Consider the following 18,247-nt stretch of genomic DNA (forward strand, 5'->3'; position numbering starts at 1 on the left):
GAAGATCTTGCCGTCACCGATCTTGCCGGTGCGGGCGGCGTTCTCGATGGCCTCGATGACCTGCTCGACGACGCCGTCGGCGACGGCCGCCTCGATCTTGACCTTGGGCAGGAAGTCGACGACGTATTCGGCGCCGCGATACAGCTCGGTGTGGCCCTTCTGGCGGCCGAAGCCCTTGACTTCGGTGACGGTCAGCCCCTGCACGCCGATGGCGCTCAGGGCTTCGCGCACTTCATCCAGCTTGAAGGGCTTGATGACGGCGGTGATCAGTTTCATGACGTTTTCTCCTCGATGCGCGGCGCGGAGGGCGGCGCGGCCATCCGCCCGCGCCCTCCTGGTTCAGATTCAGAAGACCTTCTTGACGGACACGACCACACCGTTCTTGCCCAGGTCCTTGCCCTTGCCGCCGATGTAGTTGTCGGTGTTGGTGGCGACGAAACCGGCGCCGAAGGTGAAGCCGGACCAGTCCTTGTTCACGGTGAGCGAGTAGTCGGTGTAGCTGAAGTCGCTGTTGTTCTTGACCTTCTGGTGGCCGATGTGCGGCGTCAGCGAGAAGCCGCCGCCGATGTCGAAGGTGGCGCTGAGGTCGAGGTAGCTGCTGTTCTTGGAGTCCGCGAAGCCGAACAGGTTGCTGATCGAGTGCGAGTACTTCAGCGTCGCGGGTCCGAAGGAGACGGCGCCGTACAGCTCATTCGTGTTGGCGCTGACCGGCAGGTCGTTGCCCGGATAGTTGTAGCGCAGGAAGCCCACGTCGACGGTGACGCCGCCGCCGACCTCGGTCTTGTAGCCGGCGTAGGTGTCGATCTCGACATCGGCATCGCCGCCGCCGTCCGAGATCCACTTGATCGTCGAGGCCCAGGCGCCGACGTAGAAGCCGCTCGAATGCGCGTAGTCGACGCCGCCTTGCAGCGCGGGCTTCAGGCGGGTCTGCGAGATGCCGCGATAGCGGTAGTCGGAGGTGACGCTGACGTTGAAGGACAGCGGGTTGGCCTCTTGCGCCAGCGCCGGGAGGGCGGTGGCGACGACGGTGACCGCAAGGGCGGCGGCGCGGGCGGCGGCGGCGAAGGGCTTCATGCGCGGGGGCTCCTGATTGTTGGGCGACTCGGGGCGACTGCTTCCGGACGAGGCTTTGCAGCTTTTGTGCCAAGCGGCGGTCCTCCCCCGAAAGAGCCCCAATCCGGCTCATGCCGCGACGAACGGTTGCCGATACCGCCCCGTCAAGCGTCAATGCGCACCAAAAACAGGCGCGACAGGGGGAGTGGTTAACCCTCGAAACGCCCCAACAGGGTGCTAGGCGTGAAATCCATCGGTGAGGACACTGCCGGCTTCATGACCCGAGTGGGTGCGGAGGGATGCAGATGCTGGAAGCGCAGCCGGCTTGGCCGATGGAGCGGTCGCGTGCGCGACCGGGAGGCGCGGCGGCAAGGCCAGGCGACTGCGCGAAGGGCCCGCGCAGCAGGGTCCGGTGTCGTCGGCTCGAATGCTGAGGGGGGGCGCCCGCAGCCATGGCGATGTCCCTCGCGATCATCCACAGCCGCGCGCTGGACGGTCTGTCGGCCGCGGCGGTCGAGGTGGAAGTCCATCTGGCCAATGGGTTGCCGAGCTTCACGCTGGTCGGCCTCGCGGACCTGGAGGTCAAGGAGTCCCGCGAGCGCGTGCGCGCCGCGCTGCAGAGCAGCGGGCTCGAGTTCCCAGCGAACAAGCGCATCACCGTGAACCTGTCGCCGGCCGATCTGCCCAAGGAAGGCGCGCGCTTCGACCTGCCGATCGCGCTGGGGTTGCTCGCTGCCAGCGGCCAGATCGACGCCGAGCTGCTGTCCCACCTCGAATGCGTCGGCGAGCTCGGTCTGTCCGGTGAGCTGCGGCCGGTGAAGGGCGCGCTGGCGATGGCGCTCGCGCTGCGCGCCGCCAAGCTCGATCGCGAATTGATCCTGCCGCGGGGCTGCGCCGACGAGGCGGCATTGGTACAGGGCCTGGTGGTGCGCGAGGCCGCCCATCTGCTGGACCTCGTCAACGCGCTGCAGCCGCGCAGCGATGCGCCCTTGCCGCGCGTGCAGCGCGATCCGCCGCCGGTGGTCGACACGCCGCTCGACCTGCGTGACATCAAGGGACAGGCGGGGCCGAAACGCGCCCTCGAGATCGCCGCGGCGGGCGGACTGAGCGTGTTGCTGGTCGGGCCGCCGGGCACCGGCAAGTCGATGCTGGCCCAGCGCCTGCCGACGCTGCTGCCGCCCTTGTCGGAATCCGAGGCCCTGGAGTCCGCCGCGCTGCTGAGCGCCAACGGCCAGTTCCGGCCATCGCTGTGGGCGCAGCGCGCTTTCAGGTCGCCGCATCACAGCGCCTCCGCCGCGGCGTTGATCGGCGGTGGCTCGCCGCCGCGCCCCGGCGAGATCACGCTGGCCCAGCATGGCGTGCTGTTTCTGGATGAACTGCCGGAGTTCCAGCGGCTGTCGCTCGAAGCGCTGCGCGAGCCGCTCGAGACCGGACGCGTCCATATCTCCCGCTCCGCGCATCAGGCGGATTTCCCGGCGCGCTTCCAGCTCATCGCCGCGATGAACCCCTGCCCGTGCGGCCATCTCGGCAATCCGACCAAGGCCTGCCGCTGCTCACCGGACCAGGTCACGCGTTATCAGAACCGGCTCTCCGGGCCACTGCTCGACCGCATCGACCTGACGGTGGAGGTGCCGGTGCTGCCGGCCGCGGTGCTCTCGGCCGCACCGGACGGCGAGCCCAGCGCCACCGTCGCCGCGCGCGTCGCAGCGGCCCGCCGGCGCGCCGAAGCCAGGCAGGGTTGCGTGAACGGCCGGCTGGCCGCGGGTCAACTGGACGAGCACCTGCGGATGGCGCCCGACGCCGAGGCGATGCTGCATCGCGCGTCGGCGCGGCTGGCGTGGTCGGGACGCAGCTTCCATCGCGTGCTGCGGATCGCGCGCACCATCGCCGATCTGGCGGCCGAGGACATCGTTGCGCCGGCGCACGTCGCGGAAGCGATCCAGTGGCGACGCGCGCTGCCGGGCCGTGAGGAATGAGGCCCGGTGCGGTCGGACGGGGACCTCGCGCCGCGCCGGAAAGCAGAAGCGCCGGACGATGCCGGCGCTTCGGGGGTTCTCGGCCGCGCGGGGCGGCCCTCGCGATCAGGGATCCGGCTTACTGGCGGATCAGCTGGCCGTCGCTGACGCGCACGACGTCGCCGCTCTGCACGCCCGGGTCATGGCTGAAGGTCATCGTGCGGTTGCTCTGGTCGGCGTTGCGCATCTTCACCACCCAGACGGTGGTGCTGCGCTGGCGCTTCTCGATCTCGTTGCCGGCGTAGCCGCCCGCCACCGCGCCACCCACCGTGGCGATCTTCTTGCCGGTGCCGCCGCCGACCGCGCTGCCCAGCAGGCCGCCGACCACCGCGCCGCCCACCATGCCGATGCCGGTGCCCTGGCCTTCACGGGCCTCGGTGCGCACCGACAGGACCGTCGCGCAGGACGCGCACAGGCGGGATTCGGCCTGGCCGGCGCTGCCGTTGTTGTCCGCGTAGCCGGTCGAGCCGCCATCGCGCGACTGCGAGCCGCGGCGGGGTTCATTGGATGCGTGCTGCTGCACGGCCTGGTCGCCCGAGCGGCGCGCGGCGCGCGCCTCGTCGGCGGCATTGGCGCCGTTGCGATCGACGATGTTGCCTTGCTGCTCGGCCGCCGCGACCGGCGTGTCCGGCATCGACGGCGCCGACTGGTGCCGCCCCGCGAAGAACGCTGCCACGACCAGCACGGTGGCCCCAACTGCACCCGCCGCGATCTTTTGATTGGTATTCAACGCCATGATTCACCTCTTATGGTTTTCCCCTACCTCGGGGGACGAGCGAAGAATGCCACGCTGTTACAAGTCGCGGGGCCCGGTTCTTGTTCCGTTTGTAAATTGGTGAAACGCGGCCTGTAGGACAAGGCCGCGTCCTGCGGTTTTCGTTGCTCCGGCGCGTCAGCCCAGCAGCGGCGCGAGCGCCCGCTGCGCGTCCTGCGGATCCAGCGCCATGCGGGCCGCCCAGTCCGCCACCTGGTCGTCGCCGATGCGGCCCACATTGAAGTAGGTCGCCTCCGGATGCGCGAGGTAGAAACCGCTGACGCTGGCCGCCGGCGTCATCGCCATGCCTTCGGTCAGCGCCATGCCGATGTCCTCGGCCTGCAGCACGCGGAACATGTCCCGCTTGACCAGGTGGTCCGGGCAGGCCGGATAGCCCGGCGCGGGACGGATGCCCCGGTAGGCCTCGGCGATCAGTTGCTCGTTGCTGAGCGCCTCGTCGGCCGCGTACCCCCAGAAGTCCATCCGCACGCGCTGGTGCAGCCGCTCGGCGAAGGCCTCGGCCAGCCGGTCGGCCAGCGCCTTGAGCATGATCGCGGAGTAGTCGTCCAGGTCGTCGATGAACTGCTGCTCCTTCTTGTCCACGCCCAGGCCGGCGGTGACCGCGAACAGCCCGATGTAGTCCGGCACCGTGCCCTTGGCCGCGATGAAGTCCGCCAGCGCCCGGTTGGGCCGGCGCACGCCGTCCACCACCGGCCGCTCGGACTGCATGCGCAGCCCGCGCCAGGTCATCAGCACCTCCGAGCGCGACTCGTCGCTGTAGATCTCGATGTCGTCGTCGTTGACCTGCGCGGCCGGGTACAGGCCCAGCACGCCATTGGCGGTCAGCCAGCGGCCTTCGATGAGCCGCTGCAGCATGCGCTTGCCGTCGCTGAAGACGCGCTGGGCCTCGGCGCCGACGACCTCGTCCTTGAGGATGGCCGGGAACGGCCCCGCCAGGTCCCAGGTCTGGAAGAACGGGCCCCAGTCGATGCACTGCGCCAGTTCGGCCAGGTCGTAGTTGCGGAACTGGCGCCGGCCGATGAAGCGCGGCGCCGGCGGGGTGTAGGTCGTGAAGTCAGCGCGCTGCTTGTTCGCACGCGCCTGCGCCAGCGTCACCAGCGGCGTCTGCTTCTTATTGGCGTGCAGCTCGCGGACCTTCTCGTAATCGGACTTCAGCTCGTCGATGAAGCGCGTGGCGCGTTCATCGGACAGCAGGTCCGAGCACACGCCCACCGAGCGCGACGCGTCGGGCACGTAGACCACCGGCCCTTCGTAATGCGGCGAGATCTTGACCGCCGTGTGCACGCGGCTGGTCGTTGCGCCGCCGATCAGCAGCGGGATCTTCTTCACGCGGAAGTAGTCGTCGCGCTGCATCTCCGCGGCGACGTGCTGCATCTCCTCCAGGCTGGGCGTGATCAGGCCCGAGAGCCCGATGATGTCGGCGCCTTCGACCTTGGCCTTGGCGAGGATGTCCTGGCACGGGACCATCACGCCCATGTTCACGACCTCGAAGTTGTTGCACTGCAGGACCACCGTGACGATGTTCTTGCCGATGTCGTGCACGTCGCCCTTCACCGTGGCGATGACGATCTTGCCCTTGGAGCGGACGTCGGCGCCGGCGGCGGCGAGCTGGCGCTTCTCCTCCTCGATGTAGGGCACCAGGTGGGCCACCGCGGACTTCATCACCCGCGCGCTCTTGACCACCTGCGGCAGGAACATCTTGCCCGCGCCGAACAGGTCGCCGACCACATTCATGCCGGCCATCAGCGGGCCTTCGATCACGTGCAGCGGCCGGCCGCCCTTGGCGCGGATGCCCTGCCAGGCCTCCTCGGTGTCCTCGACGATGAAATCGGTGATGCCGTGGATCAGCGCATGCGACAGCCGCGCGTCGACGTCGCCCGCGCGCCAGGCCAGCTTGGCGCTGTCGTCCTTGGCCGCGCCCTTGACCGACTCGGCCACCTCGAGCAGCCGCTCGGTTGCGTCCTCGCGGCGGTTCAGCACCACGTCCTCGACGCGCTCGCGCAGGTCGGCGGGGATCTCGTCATAGACGCCGACCATGCCGGCGTTGACGATGCCCATGTCCATCCCCGCCTGGATCGCGTGGTACAGGAAGACCGTGTGGATGGCCTCCCGCACCGGCTCGTTGCCGCGGAAGCTGAAGGACACGTTGGACACGCCGCCGCTGACCTTCGCTCCGGGCAGGTTCGCTTTGATCCAGCGCGTGGCCTCGATGAAGTCGACCGCGTAGTTGTTGTGCTCCTCGATGCCGGTGGCGATCGCGAAGATGTTGGGGTCGAAGATGATGTCCTCGGGCGGGAAGCCGATCTCGTCGACCAGCAGCCGGTAGGCGCGCTCGCAGATCTGGATCTTGCGTTCGTAGGTATCGGCCTGGCCGGTCTCGTCGAAGGCCATCACCACGGTGGCCGCGCCATAGCGGCGGATCAGCTTGGCCTGGCGGCGGAACTCGGTCTCGCCCTCCTTCAGCGAGATCGAGTTGACGATGCCCTTGCCCTGGATGCACTTGAGCCCGGCCTCGATCACCTCCCACTTGGACGAGTCGATCATGATCGGCACGCGCGCGATCTCGGGCTCGGAGGCGATCAGGTTGAGGAAGCGCACCATCGCGGCCTTGCTGTCCAGCATGGCCTCGTCCATGTTGATGTCGATGACCTGGGCGCCGTTCTCGACCTGCTGGCGGGCGACGCTCAGCGCCTGCTCGAAATCGCCATTCAGGATCATCCGCGCGAAGGCCTTGGAGCCGGTGACGTTGGTGCGTTCGCCCACGTTGACGAACAGCGTGCCGGCGCCGATGGCCACCGGCTCCAGGCCGGAGAGCTTCATCGGGGGGACGGCGGCGCGGCCCGGAGCGGTGCTGGCGTCGGAAGCGTCGGAAGCGGGAGGGAGGGCGGACATGGCGGCGGCGCTCTTCGAGGCTGGAGGAAGCTGGATCGAGACGGGGCCGCGCAACTCACCGCAACCCCGCGCGGGGCGGGACGGTGAGCGTCGTTGTTCAGCGGGGTCCCGGGGTCCGACCGCGCCGTTCCGAGCCTGGCGGGCGCCCGGATGACGGGACCTGTCGCAACGCTCCTCGGAAACCACCGCCGCCCCGATGCCGCGAATGCGGCATTGCTGGCAGCGGAAACGGCGTGCATTCTACCGGTCCGGCCCTGCTTTGTTCGTGCCGGAATGCCTGCCGAAGCCTCGCGCGGACCTATGCTCGCCCGCAGCGTGCCGCGGTGGAGGGAACCGGCGCAGGCACGGCGACATCCGACAACGACAACAACGAGGAGGCGACGTCCGGTCGCCGGGAAGGCCACGTGGATCTGGTCCAACTTCCTTCAAACAGCCTGCGCGTGGGACAGGTGCTGACCTTCTCGCTGCGCGACGCGGCGGGGCACCTGCTGTTCGCCGCCGGGCATCCGCTGCCCGACACGCCGCAGGTGCGCGAGCTGCTGGCGCGCGGGCCCTGGGTCCAGGCGCACGAGACGCGCGAATACCAGCGCGCCCTGGCCCACAAGCTCGACACGATGATGCTGCAGGGGGCCTCGCTGTCCGCGCTGGCCAATGCCAAGGCCGAGTACAAGCCCACGCGGCCCATGCCCCTGCCGGCGGCGACGGGGCCGGCGCACACCGCCATCTGGGCCGATTTGCAGTGGCATGCGCAGCAGGTGCTGCGCGATCCGCATCGGCCGGACTTCCTCCTGCGCCTGGCGCAGCTGCTGGACACGGTGCTGTCGCGCCTGACGCAGCAGCCCGATGCCTCGCTGGCGATGCTGGTGCACGACGCCGGCCAGGAGCCGCTGCAGTACAGCGCGCGGCATGCGCTGCTGTCGCTGGTGCTGGCGGAGATGACGACCCGCCAGCTCGGCTGGAGCGAGGGCCGCCGGCGCACGCTGGGCCTGGCGGCGCTGACGATGAACCTGGACAGCGCCGCCCAGCAGGACCAGCATGCGCTGCGGCCGGAGGCGCTGGCCCAGGCGCAGCGCGAGGCCCTGGCCGGCCATGGCGACCGCGCGGCGGCCACGCTGCAAGGGATCGGGGTCGACGACGAGGCCTGGCTCGCCGCGGTCCGCCTGCATCACGACGCCGGGCCGGGCCCGCTGGCCGGCCGCGCGGACGGCGAGTTGATGGCGCGCCTGCTGCGCCGCATCGACGTCTATGGCGCGCGATTGAGCCCGCGACGCAACCGCCGGGCGCTGTCGGCGGCGCAGGCCGCGCGGGCGGTCTACCTGGACGAGCTGCAGCAGCCCGACGAGGCGGGCGCCGCGCTGATCAAGGCGATCGGCCTCTATCCGCCGGGCTCGCTGGTCCGGCTGGCCAATGGCGAGGAGGGCATGGTGCTCAAGCGCGGGCACAGCGCGAGCGAACCGCTGGTGGCGGCGCTGATCGGCCGCAGCGGCTCGCCGCTGACCGTGCCGGTGCTGCGCGACACGCGCTTGCCGGCGCAGGCGATCTCGGCCAGTCTGGCGCCGCATGAAGTCCGGCTGCGCGTCCACATGGACGCGATGCTCAAGCTCTATTGAGGTGGACTGCCCTGGCCGCTGCCCCGCCGGCCCTCACCCCCGCCCTCTCCCGCGAAGTGGGAGAGGGAGAGGGAGGGATCAGACGCCTTCAGTGATCAGTCCGCTGAACAGCTTGCTGCCCCACGGGCGCGGCCGGTAGGCGGCGACCTTCTGCGCGATCGCGCGGATGTGGTCGGGCGTCGTGCCGCAGCAGCCGCCGGCGATGTTCAGGAAGCCGGCCGCGGCGAACTCGCCCACCAGCCGGCCGGTGACGTCCGGCGTCTCGTCGAAGCCGGTGTCGCTCATCGGGTTGGGCAGGCCGGCATTCGGGTAGCAGGAGATCGGCGTGTCGCCGGCCGCCTTGGACAGTTCCTCGATGTAGGGCCGCATCAGCGCCGCGCCGAGCGCACAGTTCAGGCCGATCGCCAGCGGCAGCGCGTGGCGCACCGAGTGCCAGAACGCCGTCACCGTCTGACCCGACAGGATGCGGCCCGACGCGTCGGTCACCGTGCCGGAGATGATCACCGGCAGGCGCTCACCGGTGTCCTCCATCAGCTGGTCCACCGCGAAGATCGCGGCCTTGGCGTTGAGCGTGTCGAAGATGGTCTCGATCAGGAACAGGTCGACGCCGCCCTCGAGCAAGCCCTTGGCCTGCTCGTAGTAGGCGGCGCGCAGCGTGTCGAAGTCGACGTTGCGAGCGCCCGGGTCGTTCACGTCGGGACTGATGGACGCCGTGCGCGGCGTCGGGCCGAGCGCGCCGGCCGCGAAGCGCGGCTTATCCGGCGTGCTGAACGCGTCGCAGGCCTCGCGCGCCAGGCGCGCCGCAGCGACGTTCATCTCGTAGGCGAAGGCCTCCAGCCCGTAGTCCTCCTGCGCGACGGTGGTCGTGCCGAAGGTGTTGGTCTCGATGATGTCGGCGCCGGCGTCCAGGTACTGGCGGTGGATCTCGCTGATGACCTCGGGCTTGGTCAGCACCAGCAGGTCGTTGTTGCCCTTGAGGTCCTTGGGATGGTCCGCGAAGCGCGCGCCGCGGAAGTCCGCCTCGGTCAGCTTGTAGCGCTGGATCATCGTGCCCATCGCGCCATCCAGGACGGCGATGCGTTGCGCCAGGAGGGCGGGCAAGGCGGCGCCGCGGGTGTAGGCGGCGGCGGGACGGGCGGCGGTCGGGGCGTTCATGGGGCGCGATTGTAAAAAACCGCGCCCGGTCCCAGCCTTCTCATCCGCCAAAGACCTTCTTCAGGATGGCGCTGCCGGTGCCCACCGGGTCCTGGCGGATCTTCTTCTCCTCCTGGCCGATCATGAAATACAGCCCGTCCAGCGCCTTGTCGGTGACGTAGGACTGCAGGTTGGCGTCCTCCTTGCGGATCAGGCCGAAGCCCAGGGCCTTGCCGGCGACGGCGTTGTACTTCTCGCTCAGCGACTGGCGCTCGGTCGCCTTCGTCACGATCGGCAGGAAGCGGTCCGTCAGCGGCGAGCGCGTCTTGTCCTCGAAGAAGCGCGTCACCGCGTTGTCGCCGCCGCGCACGATCCGCACCGCGTCCTCGACGCTGATATTGCGCACGGTGCTGACCAGCAGCTGGCGCGCCTCGGGCATCGCCTGCTCGGCGGCGCGGTTCATCGAGGTCACCAGTTCGTCGATGCGCCGCCCCTGGCCGGTGGTGCGCAGCAGCCGGGCCGCGTCCTTGAGCGCGCCCGGCAGCTCGATGCGCACCTGCGGATTGCCCAGGAAGCCGTCGGTGCGGCCCAGGTTCGCGATCGCCGCCTGCGCGCCGCGCTCCAGGGCCGCGCGCACGCCGGAGGCGGCGTCGCCCTCGCTCAGGTTCAAGGCCATCGCCCAGGGCGAGGCGCAGCCCGCGCCCAGCAGCGCGATCAGGTCACGGCGAAGCAGGTTCATCGATGTCTCCTTCGGGGGTATCGGCCGCCGTGGTGGCGGCGGGCTCGGCGGGGTCGTCGCCCTCGGCCGGCGGCGTCGCGTCGGCATCGGCATCCGCGGCATCGATATCGGCGTCGGCATCGGCATCGGCCGCCAGGGACGAAGCCTGCTCCGATTCCGCGAGGTCCATGTCGATGGCGCCGAACGGGCCGGGGCCGTCACCGAGCTTGAACTCGATGCGCAGGCTGTCGCCGGCCTCGAGCACGACCGGCTTGCCCAGCACCGGCATGCCGGCGCCGACCAGCGTGCCGGCGCGCAGCGGCCGGTTGCGGGTGGCCTCGGCGAGCAGGTCGCCGAAGGACCACTGCATACCGGCCTTCGCGTCGACGACGGCCTGCTTGCGCCCGTTGCGCATGATCTGCAGCTGCAGCGCCGCGCGACCGAGGTACCAGGCGCCGGGCAGTTCATCGGGCGTGAGGGCGACCGGCGCGAACTGCAGCGCCGGGCGGCTGTGCAGCGCCGGCCAGCCATTGGCCAGCTCCTCCTGCTGCGCCGGCCGCAGCACCCAGTCGCTGACCAGCATCAGCAGCCGGACCGATTCCAGCGCCTGCGACGGCACCGCGCCCTGCGCCAGATCGCCGGTGAGGACCGCGAGTTGCGCCTCGGGCTCCAGGCCCGGCGCGCGCAGGTCCAGCGGATCGGCCGGCCCGAGCAGCGCCTCGGCGCCGCCGGCGCGCAGCAGCGGCGCACTCAGGCGCTCCGGCCAGGCCAGGCCGCGCTCGCGCAGTGCCTGGCCCTGTCCGGGATAGGCCTCGCCGGCGATCCAGCCGGCCAGGCGCGGCAGCGGCGCCATGCACTGCCGGGGATCGAAGGCGAACGCATGCCGCGCGCGGCCCTGGTTCAGCGAGAGTGACAACGTCTCCAGCTGCGGCGCCATGAAGTTCCAGTCGTCGAGCACTTGCTGCAGGCGCGTGGCGATGCCGTTGGCATAGCATGCCTGGCTCAGGTCGCGCGACACGACCACCAGTTGGCCGTCGCGCGATCCATCGCGGTAGGTTGCGAGTTTCATTGTTGTGGTCGGACAGTCATTCGTCGGGCGAGCGTTGGCGGCATTTTCACCTCAGGATCGGAAGGCGCTCGGCGTCGCGCTCGCGGCCGCGCTGCTGCTGCATGCGGCCGTGATGAATGCGCTGTCGCGACAGCCCGCGCCGCGCGCGGTCGACGCGAGCGCGATGGCGACCCGCCTCATCGACGCGGTCCCGCGGCCCGAGTCCTTGGCGGCGCCCATCGCGCCGCCCATCGCGCCGCCGGTTGCATCGCCTGTTACGCCACCGGTTGAGCCACTCGTTGCGCCGCCCGTGACGACGCCGGAGCTCGCGCCCGGCGCGGTGCCCACCGCCATCGCGACCACGACCCCACCGCTCGCCGACGCTCGCCCCGTCCCCGCGCTGCTCGCCCTGCCGCTGCGCGTGAAGGATCGCTCGCCTATGCCTTCGTCATCGACGGCCAGCCCGGTGAGGCTTCGCTGAATTTCCGGATCGAGGACGGACGCTACGACATGACCCTGGAGCGCCGCGCCGGCGACCGCGAACTGCCGCTCTGGCGCAGCGAAGGTCGCGTCGGTCCGCAAGGTTTGCAGCCGGAACGTCATCGCGTGCGCCGTCAGGGCCGCGAGCGCGAACTGCTCGTCTTCGACCGGGAGGCCGTCCCGCCGCGTCTGCTTGTCGGCGCACGCGCCTACACGCTGTCGGCGGGCACGCAGGACCGCCTGTCGTGGTGGCTGCAGCTGGCGGCGCTGATGGCGGCCGAGCCCGCGCCGCATGTCGGCCTGCGGCTGCGCATGCCGGTGGCCGGCGCGACCGGCGTGCACGACTGGGACTTCGAGGTGGTCGCGCGCGACGGCGACCGCTGGTTGCTGCAGCGCGCGCTGCGACGCGGCCCCGGCCGGCCCGCGCTGCAATGGTCGGCCTGGCTGGACGGACAGCGCGGTTTCCTGCCGGTGGACCTGCGTTTCAGCCTCGACGACGACGAGCAGTGGGCGCTCCGATTGCTGGATTGACCCTGCCGGTGTCGCGCGTGCCGGCACGACGGCCATGGCACGCGAACACGTTACGTTCCGTGAATCCGTGAAACCCTGTGCGGTTGGCACCACAAATGCTTGGGACCGGATGAATCCGTGCCGGCAAGTTCTGCCACCATGGGGTCATGGCCTGGTTGGGAGCGATGGGGCTTGAATCCATCGCGTCAGGCCATAACTCCTGTCACAAAGGAGTCCTTCATGCACATGCTCTACGACTCGCCGAGCTACATCGTCGTGCAGTTCGATGTTCCGGTCGACCCGTCCCCCGGTGACGCGGCGCATGCCGCGCAGGCGGACCACACCCACCTGCCCTCGCTGCAGCGCGATGGTTTCGAGATCGTCGACAAGTTCACCCGCAAGGAAATCTTCATCGAGGGCGCCCTGGCCCAGACCTTCCAGGAAGGCGTGGAGGCGCTGATCGAGCAAGGCCCGGACGTCGACGACCTCGACGCCTTCATCGCCACCTACGCCAACCTGGGCCAGCAGCCCGTCGTCATGCATTGACCCCCCGACCGGCCCCGGCGCCCTCCACCTGCGGGGGACCGGGGCTTGTCGCGCGGCACCCGCTGCGCCAAGATCGTGCGGCCATGCACCGCCCCAGGCGGTGAGGCCCTCCCCCTCCGCACGAATCATGGGCAAGCGCGCGCAGCCTCCGCTGGTGTCCCCGGGCCTGTCCGAGAGCCCGGTCCTGGATCGCATGTGCTCGCACTTCGTGCTGACGCTCACAGTCCGCCACGCCAACCGCTTCAACCCTCGCCGCGACCTCAGCGGCCTGCTCGCGCTGACCGCGCGGCACCTGGTCTGGCCCTCGCCGGTGCTGGCCCGCGTGCGGGGCTACCTCGCGCGCCGCTGCCAGGGGCATTCGCTCTGGGCCGGCCATGAGCGGCTGGGCGACGCCGCCTTCCTCGCGCGCCACGGCGTCTGGCGCGGCCCGTTCGCCGAGGCGACGCTGTTCTTCTACCTCGACGAATACATCAAGGACGCGCCCAAGGACCTGCTCGCGCTGCTGTCCTGCACCTGCGACGCGCTCGACGCGCAGCTGCGCAGCCAGTCCACGCTGGTGGAGCAGAACATCGACGTGCTGGGCCGCCTGCTGCAGCTCAACGCGGCCGAGCGCGCCCTGCTGCTCTACGGCACCCTCGCCCGCTACCAGCGCGAGCTGCGCGGCGCGCTGGTCGAGTTCAAGGTCAACACCGCGCAGGAGGCCTTCGCGGCGATCGCGGAGGTGGCGGGCGTCGATCCGCACGAGGTCGCGGAGGCCTTGCGCGCCGGCTCGCGGCTGGAGCGGGTCGGCATGATCGAGAACCTGATCGCCGAGCACAACATCACCGACCTCTCCGACCTGATGAAGGTCAGCGAGCAACTGCCGCCGGTGCTGATGCGCGCCTACGACGGCCCGCAGGACCTGATGGCGGTGTTCACGCGCCCGGTCGCGCCCAGTCCGCTGCAGCGCGCCGACTTCGACTTCATCGCCGAGGACGTGGGCATCCTCGCCACCCTGCTGCGCCATGCGGTGACGCAGGGCCAGCCCGGCGTGAACGTGCTGATCTACGGCCCGCCGGGCACCGGCAAGACGGAGCTGGCCAAGGTCGCCGCGCGCGAGGCCGGGCTGACGCTCTACGAGGTCGAGTACGCCGACCGCGACGGCAATGCGCTGACCGGGCGCGACCGCTACCGCTCGCTGCAGATCAGCCAGGTCTTCCTGAAGGCCAGCCGCGAGGTGGCCCTGCTGTTCGACGAGGTCGAGGACGTGTTCCCGCACCTGAGCGGCGACGCGGCCCACCTGATGGCGCGGCTGGACGCGGCGCTGGAGGTGCCGGCGCCGATGGCCGTCAACGGCAAGGCCTGGGTCAACCAGATCCTGGAGAGCAACCCGGTCCCGGTGCTCTGGATCACCAATCGCATCGAGCACATCGACCCCGCCTTCCGGCGCCGCTTCCAGTACCACCTGGAGCTGACCTCGCCGCCGCCGGGCGCGCGGCTGGGCCTGGTGCGCAAGGCGCTGGAGGAACTGCCGGTGCCCGACGGTTTCGCCGAGCGCCTGGCCGAGCGCCGCGGGCTGACGCCGGCGCAGGTGCGCACCGCGGTGCGCTTCGCCCGCCTGGCCGGCGGCGAGGCGGCCGCGGACGCCGTCGCCAACGAGCGGCTGGTCAGCCGGCAGCTGCTGCATGCCGACAAGGCGCTCGGCCTGGTCGACGTCTCGCCGCAGGCGCGGCCGGCGACGACGCGTTATTCGCTCGACCTGATCCACTGCGAATGCCGCTTCGCGCTGCCGCGCCTGATCGAGGCGCTGCGCCGTCGCGGCCTGGGCACGCTGTGCTTCCACGGCCCGCCGGGCAGCGGCAAGACCGCGCTGGCCGAGCACATCGCCGCGGAACTGCAGCGGCCGCTGATGGTGCGGCTGGCCAGCGACCTGATGTCCAAGTACGTCGGCGAGACCGAGCAGAACATGGCCCGCATGTTCGAGGCCGCCGCCGCCGAGGGCGCGGTGCTGCTGCTCGACGAGGCCGACAGCTTCCTGCGCAGCCGCCGCATGGCGGAGCGGCATTACGAGGTCAGCGAGGTCAACGAGATGCTGGCGGGCATGGAGCGCCATGCCGGCCTGTTCATCTGCACCACCAATGCCTTCGACGACCTCGACGAGGCGGCGCTGCGCCGCTTCAGCTTCAAGATCCGCTTCAAGCCGCTGCGGCCGGACCAGCGGCTGACGATGTTCGAGCGCGAACTGGGCCTGCCGCCCGATGAGCCGCAGGCCGACCGGCTGCGGGCGCTGGACGCGCTGACGCTGGGCGACTTCGCCGCGGTGCGGCAGCAGGCCGAGATCCTGGGCGAGGCGCTGTCGCCGGATGAATTCCTGACGCTGCTCGAGGCCGAGCACCGTGTGAAGCCCGACGTCCGCCAGCGCCGCCCGATGGGCTTCCGCAAGGGCGAGGCCTGACCCCCACGCCATGTTCTATGGCATCGTGCCGGGCATGCTGCTCTCGTTCCTCTTCCGCTGCCTCGCGCGACTGGTGTTCCGCTGCCTCGCGCGACTGAGCCAGGTAGCGCGCCGAGCGGTGCTCCTGCCGCTGACGCTCGCGTTGCTGCTCGGCACCGCCGCGCAAGCCGCTCCTGCCGCGGCCGCGCCGCCGCCCAAGGCCAACTGCCCCGCCGAGCCCGCGCCGCTGCCCGCCGCGCGTCTGGCCGCACTGGCCAAGGATCGCGGCCTGATGTGGACGCTGCAACGCGACGGCCGCACCTCCTACCTCTATGCCAGCCTGCATGTCGGCCGTCCCGCCTGGGCCGCGCCCGGACCGCGCCTGCTCGCCGCTCTGGCGCAGGTCGACGCGGTGGCGCTCGAACTCGATCCGCTGGACCGCGATGCCTGGCAGATGCCGCCGATGCCCGAGCTGCCGCTGGACGCCTCGCTGCGCCGCCGCCTGGACGCCCAGGCCGCCGCGGTCTGCCTGCCGCCGGGCGCGCTCGCGACGATGCATCCGCTGCTGCAGACCAGCACCTACATGCTGCTGCGCGCCCGCGCGCTGGGGCTGGACGTGCGGTACGGCCAGGAGATGCTGCTGAGCCAGTGGGCCCGCGAGCGCGGCCTGCCGGTGCTGGCGCTGGAGACGCTGCAGGGCCAGCTCGAGGCGCTGCTGCCCGCCGATGTCGACGCCGCCCGCCACGAGCTGCGGGCCAACCTGCGCCAGCTGGAGCGCCCCGCCACGCTGCTGCGCACGCTGGACACGATGGTCGCCGTCTACGACCGCGGCGACCTGGCGCGGCTGAACCGCTACGCCGAGTGGTGCGATTGCGTCACCGACGCCGCGGACCGCACGGCGCTGAGACGCATCAACGACGGTCGCAACCCGGCGCTCGCCGAGCGGATCGCCGAGCTGCACCAGCGCGGCCAATCGCTGCTGGTGGCCGTCGGCGCGATGCACATGACCGGCCCGCGGGCGCTGCCCGCGCTGCTGCGGGAGCACGGCTTCGAGGTAACCCTGATGCCGCCCTCCGGATCGCGGTGACCGAGTTGCGGCACACTGGGCCGCCTTCGCGCCCGGCCCCGCCGCGGCGCCTTCCGTCAGACCCTTCCTTTTCCCTTCGGAGTCCCGCATCTTGGACCCCCTGCCGTCCTTCCTCCAATCGCTGTTCCTGGTGCCGCTGACGCTGCTGCCCATCATCAATCCGGTGGGCGTGGCCCCGATCGTCATCGGCGCGGCCGGCGGCGACGACAAGGTCCTCAAGCGGCTGTCGCGCCAGGTCGCGATCAACGGCTGGGTGGTGATCATGGTGTCGCTGCTGGTGGGCACCTACGTGCTGGACCTGTTCGGCATCTCGCTGCCGGTGGTGCGCGTGGGCGGCGGCCTGCTGGTGGCCTACAGCGCCTGGGTGATGCTGACCCGCAACGAGACCGACGACGTCCAGACCGCCGTGGTGCATTCGTCGCCCGGCGACATCAGCGAGGCCGAGATCGTGCGGCGCAGCTTCTTCCCCATCACCTTCCCGCTGACCACCGGCCCGGGCAGCATCGCCGCGGCGATCGCGCTGGGCGCGCAGATCCCGCGCTCGCCCATCCCCTACGTGATGCAGGCCGGCATCGCCGCGATCGGCGCGGCCATCACGGCGGCCGTCGTCTACCTGGTCTACCGCAACGGCGGCCGGCTGCTGATGCGCATGGGCGAGGTCGGCACCCTGGTCATGATGCGGCTGATGGCCTTCGTGCTGCTGTGCATCGGCATCCAGATCCTCTGGTCCGGCTGGGCCGACCTGAACCACATCCCGACCTGAGGCGACCCTCGCCCCGTCCTGCGCGGAGGTCTCCCGCCGCGGCGTAGGATCGACGCTCACGGCCGCGCCCAGGCAGGCGTCGCCGCAAGCCCACCGAGGAGACAGCATGGCGGACACCGACTTCAGCAAATTCGTTCCTGGCTTCGACTTCCTGCAGGGGCTGATGAAGAACGCCGGCGCCGCGATCCCCGGCTTCAACCAGTGGGTGGCCCCCACGCTGGACCCGCAGGAGCTGGACAAGCGCATCGACGAGCTGCGCACCGTGCAGTTCTGGCTCGAGAACAACGCCCGCATGCTGACCGCGACCATCCAGGCGCTCGAGGTGCAGCGCATGACGCTGTCCACGCTGCACGCGATGAACGTGCCGATGGCCGACCTCAAGGATGCGCTGAAGACCCCCGTGCCGCCGCCCTTCCCGGGGGCGTCGTCCGCTTCGTCGCCGTCGCCGTCGTCCGCGCCGGCCCCGGCTTCGAAGACCGCGACGGCCGCGCCGTCCTCATCGCCTGCCGCCGAGGCCGCATCGAAGGCCGAGCCGGCCGAGGACGCCGCCGAGCCGGCCAAGGCGCCCGCGGCGCCCGGCGCCAAACCTGCCGGCGCCGACCCGATGCAGTGGTGGAACGCCCTCACCCAGCAATTCACGCAGGTCGCGGCCAACGCGATGAAGAGCGCGCAGACCGCGGCCTCGGTCGCCACGGCGGCGTCCACGGCCGCCGCCTCGTCGGCCGCGCCGTCGGGTCGGCCCGCGGCGACGCGCCCCTCCGCCGCGAAGGGCACGGCGAAGGCATCGACGGATCGCGCGCCCAGAGCGGCGGCCAAGTCGGCGGCCAAGTCGGCAGCCAAGGCCGCGCCGGCCCGCAAGACGACCGCTTCCAAACGCAAGACTCCCTGAGCCTCCCGCAGTTCCCCCGAGGGCCGTCCATGCCTCGTTTCCTCCAGGCTCACGCCACCCATCCCGACCCCCACATGGCGCTGGCCCTGGCCGGCGCGCAGCTGGAGGGCCAGCGCGCCGGCATGACGCCGACGCTGGGCTTCCTCTACCTGACCCACCCCTACGTGCCGCAGGCGCAGGCGCTGCTGGACGAGGTCCGCCAGCGCTGGCCCGGCTGCGGCTGGGTCGGCGCGTCGGCGCTGGCGGTGAGCGCCAGCGGCGTCGAGTATTTCGACGAGCCGGCGCTGGTCGTCATGCTCTGCGACCTGCCGCCG

General features: G+C 70.9%; 16 protein-coding genes, 1 pseudogene and 1 riboswitch. Of the genes and pseudogenes, 9 read left to right on the forward strand and 8 right to left on the reverse strand.

Annotated features, from left to right (window positions below; genetic code table 11):
* A partial coding sequence (locus FUT87_RS27750; protein WP_147243048.1) for a P-II family nitrogen regulator occupies nt 1-276 on the reverse strand: 276 nt, incomplete at its 3' end.
* 69 nt (nt 277-345) lie between these two features.
* A complete protein-coding gene (locus FUT87_RS27755; RefSeq protein ID WP_091728554.1) occupies nt 346-1,074 on the reverse strand; it encodes a TorF family putative porin in 729 nt (242 codons plus the stop codon).
* 437 nt (nt 1,075-1,511) lie between these two features.
* Between FUT87_RS27755 and FUT87_RS27760 the strand changes: the two genes are divergently transcribed.
* On the forward strand, nt 1,512-3,029 hold the full coding sequence (locus FUT87_RS27760; protein ID WP_147243049.1) for a YifB family Mg chelatase-like AAA ATPase: 1,518 nt from the start codon (nt 1,512-1,514) through the stop codon (nt 3,027-3,029).
* 118 nt (nt 3,030-3,147) lie between these two features.
* Here FUT87_RS27760 and FUT87_RS27765 read toward each other — a convergent pair whose 3' ends face one another.
* Together FUT87_RS27765 and metH are read right to left on the reverse strand one after the other, a co-directional pair.
* Nucleotides 3,148-3,798, reverse strand: coding sequence for a glycine zipper 2TM domain-containing protein (locus FUT87_RS27765; protein ID WP_183483256.1), 651 nt, complete (start codon nt 3,796-3,798; stop codon nt 3,148-3,150).
* A 162-nt stretch (nt 3,799-3,960) separates the two neighbouring features.
* Complete coding sequence (gene metH / locus FUT87_RS27770; RefSeq protein WP_147242015.1) at nt 3,961-6,663, reverse strand: methionine synthase; 2,703 nt, start codon at nt 6,661-6,663, stop codon at nt 3,961-3,963.
* Nucleotides 6,664-6,813: 150 nt separating this feature from the next.
* A riboswitch (S-adenosyl-L-homocysteine riboswitch) is annotated at nt 6,814-6,918 on the reverse strand.
* A gap of 221 nt (nt 6,919-7,139) precedes the next feature.
* On the opposite strand from metH, the gene FUT87_RS27775 reads away from it, so the two are divergent.
* On the forward strand, nt 7,140-8,345 hold the full coding sequence (locus tag FUT87_RS27775) for an HD-GYP domain-containing protein (RefSeq protein ID WP_147242013.1): 1,206 nt from the start codon (nt 7,140-7,142) through the stop codon (nt 8,343-8,345).
* 78 nt (nt 8,346-8,423) lie between these two features.
* Here the strand turns inward: FUT87_RS27775 and FUT87_RS27780 are convergent, their stop codons facing one another.
* Genes FUT87_RS27780 through FUT87_RS27795 form a run of 4 tightly spaced genes read right to left on the reverse strand, consistent with a single transcriptional unit; the run spans nt 8,424 to nt 11,848 of the window.
* Nucleotides 8,424-9,500, reverse strand: coding sequence for a homocysteine S-methyltransferase family protein (locus FUT87_RS27780; protein ID WP_147243051.1), 1,077 nt, complete (start codon nt 9,498-9,500; stop codon nt 8,424-8,426).
* 40 nt (nt 9,501-9,540) lie between these two features.
* The gene (locus FUT87_RS27785; protein ID WP_147243052.1) at nt 9,541-10,218 is read right to left on the reverse strand and encodes a DUF4197 domain-containing protein; all 678 of its coding nucleotides are present in this window, start codon (nt 10,216-10,218) and stop codon (nt 9,541-9,543) included.
* The gene (locus tag FUT87_RS27790) at nt 10,199-11,266 is read right to left on the reverse strand and encodes a fumarylacetoacetate hydrolase family protein (protein WP_147243053.1); all 1,068 of its coding nucleotides are present in this window, start codon (nt 11,264-11,266) and stop codon (nt 10,199-10,201) included. The genes FUT87_RS27785 and FUT87_RS27790 overlap by 20 nt, the downstream gene beginning before the upstream one ends.
* A gap of 51 nt (nt 11,267-11,317) precedes the next feature.
* Nucleotides 11,318-11,848: a hypothetical protein gene (locus FUT87_RS27795; protein WP_147243054.1), complete on the reverse strand. Its 531-nt coding sequence runs from the start codon at nt 11,846-11,848 to the stop codon at nt 11,318-11,320.
* Nucleotides 11,849-11,851: 3 nt separating this feature from the next.
* Between FUT87_RS27795 and FUT87_RS27800 the strand changes: the two genes are divergently transcribed.
* The 7 genes and pseudogenes from FUT87_RS27800 to FUT87_RS27830 all read left to right on the forward strand — a co-directional run.
* Nucleotides 11,852-12,256 (forward strand): hypothetical protein, encoded by a 405-nt coding sequence (locus FUT87_RS27800; protein WP_147243055.1) that lies wholly within the window; start codon nt 11,852-11,854, stop codon nt 12,254-12,256.
* A 219-nt stretch (nt 12,257-12,475) separates the two neighbouring features.
* The gene (locus tag FUT87_RS27805) at nt 12,476-12,781 is read left to right on the forward strand and encodes a DUF3567 domain-containing protein (RefSeq protein WP_091728741.1); all 306 of its coding nucleotides are present in this window, start codon (nt 12,476-12,478) and stop codon (nt 12,779-12,781) included.
* 127 nt (nt 12,782-12,908) lie between these two features.
* Entirely contained in the window at nt 12,909-15,215 is a 2,307-nt protein-coding gene (locus tag FUT87_RS27810) for an ATP-binding protein (RefSeq protein ID WP_147243056.1), read from the forward strand.
* A 10-nt stretch (nt 15,216-15,225) separates the two neighbouring features.
* Nucleotides 15,226-16,281 carry a TraB/GumN family protein gene (locus FUT87_RS27815; protein ID WP_147243057.1) on the forward strand — a complete coding sequence of 352 codons (1,056 nt, stop codon included), beginning with the start codon at nt 15,226-15,228 and terminating at the stop codon, nt 16,279-16,281.
* A gap of 91 nt (nt 16,282-16,372) precedes the next feature.
* Nucleotides 16,373-17,044 carry a MarC family protein gene (locus tag FUT87_RS27820; RefSeq protein WP_254783480.1) on the forward strand — a complete coding sequence of 224 codons (672 nt, stop codon included), beginning with the start codon at nt 16,373-16,375 and terminating at the stop codon, nt 17,042-17,044.
* A gap of 106 nt (nt 17,045-17,150) precedes the next feature.
* Nucleotides 17,151-17,933, forward strand: a complete 783-nt coding sequence (locus FUT87_RS27825; protein WP_147242314.1) for a PhaM family polyhydroxyalkanoate granule multifunctional regulatory protein — start codon at nt 17,151-17,153, stop codon at nt 17,931-17,933.
* A gap of 29 nt (nt 17,934-17,962) precedes the next feature.
* A pseudogene (locus FUT87_RS27830) lies at nt 17,963-18,247 on the forward strand (hypothetical protein); the annotation flags it as partial.

Source organism: Mitsuaria sp. TWR114 (genome assembly GCF_007997345.1).

What these genes read in the sequence shown, in the direction of transcription:
- FUT87_RS27755 (WP_091728554.1), bottom strand. Translation starts at nt 1,074, where the DNA reads ATGAAGCCCTTCGCCGCCGCCGCCCGCGCCGCCGCCCTTGCGGTCACC.
- FUT87_RS27760 (WP_147243049.1), top strand. Translation starts at nt 1,512, where the DNA reads ATGTCCCTCGCGATCATCCACAGCCGCGCGCTGGACGGTCTGTCGGCC.
- metH (WP_147242015.1), bottom strand. Translation starts at nt 6,663, where the DNA reads ATGAAGCTCTCCGGCCTGGAGCCGGTGGCCATCGGCGCCGGCACGCTG.
- FUT87_RS27780 (WP_147243051.1), bottom strand. Translation starts at nt 9,500, where the DNA reads ATGAACGCCCCGACCGCCGCCCGTCCCGCCGCCGCCTACACCCGCGGC.
- FUT87_RS27785 (WP_147243052.1), bottom strand. Translation starts at nt 10,218, where the DNA reads ATGAACCTGCTTCGCCGTGACCTGATCGCGCTGCTGGGCGCGGGCTGC.
- FUT87_RS27790 (WP_147243053.1), bottom strand. Translation starts at nt 11,266, where the DNA reads ATGAAACTCGCAACCTACCGCGATGGATCGCGCGACGGCCAACTGGTG.
- FUT87_RS27795 (WP_147243054.1), bottom strand. Translation starts at nt 11,848, where the DNA reads ATGACGTTCCGGCTGCAAACCTTGCGGACCGACGCGACCTTCGCTGCG.
- FUT87_RS27805 (WP_091728741.1), top strand. Translation starts at nt 12,476, where the DNA reads ATGCACATGCTCTACGACTCGCCGAGCTACATCGTCGTGCAGTTCGAT.
- FUT87_RS27810 (WP_147243056.1), top strand. Translation starts at nt 12,909, where the DNA reads ATGGGCAAGCGCGCGCAGCCTCCGCTGGTGTCCCCGGGCCTGTCCGAG.
- FUT87_RS27815 (WP_147243057.1), top strand. Translation starts at nt 15,226, where the DNA reads ATGTTCTATGGCATCGTGCCGGGCATGCTGCTCTCGTTCCTCTTCCGC.
- FUT87_RS27825 (WP_147242314.1), top strand. Translation starts at nt 17,151, where the DNA reads ATGGCGGACACCGACTTCAGCAAATTCGTTCCTGGCTTCGACTTCCTG.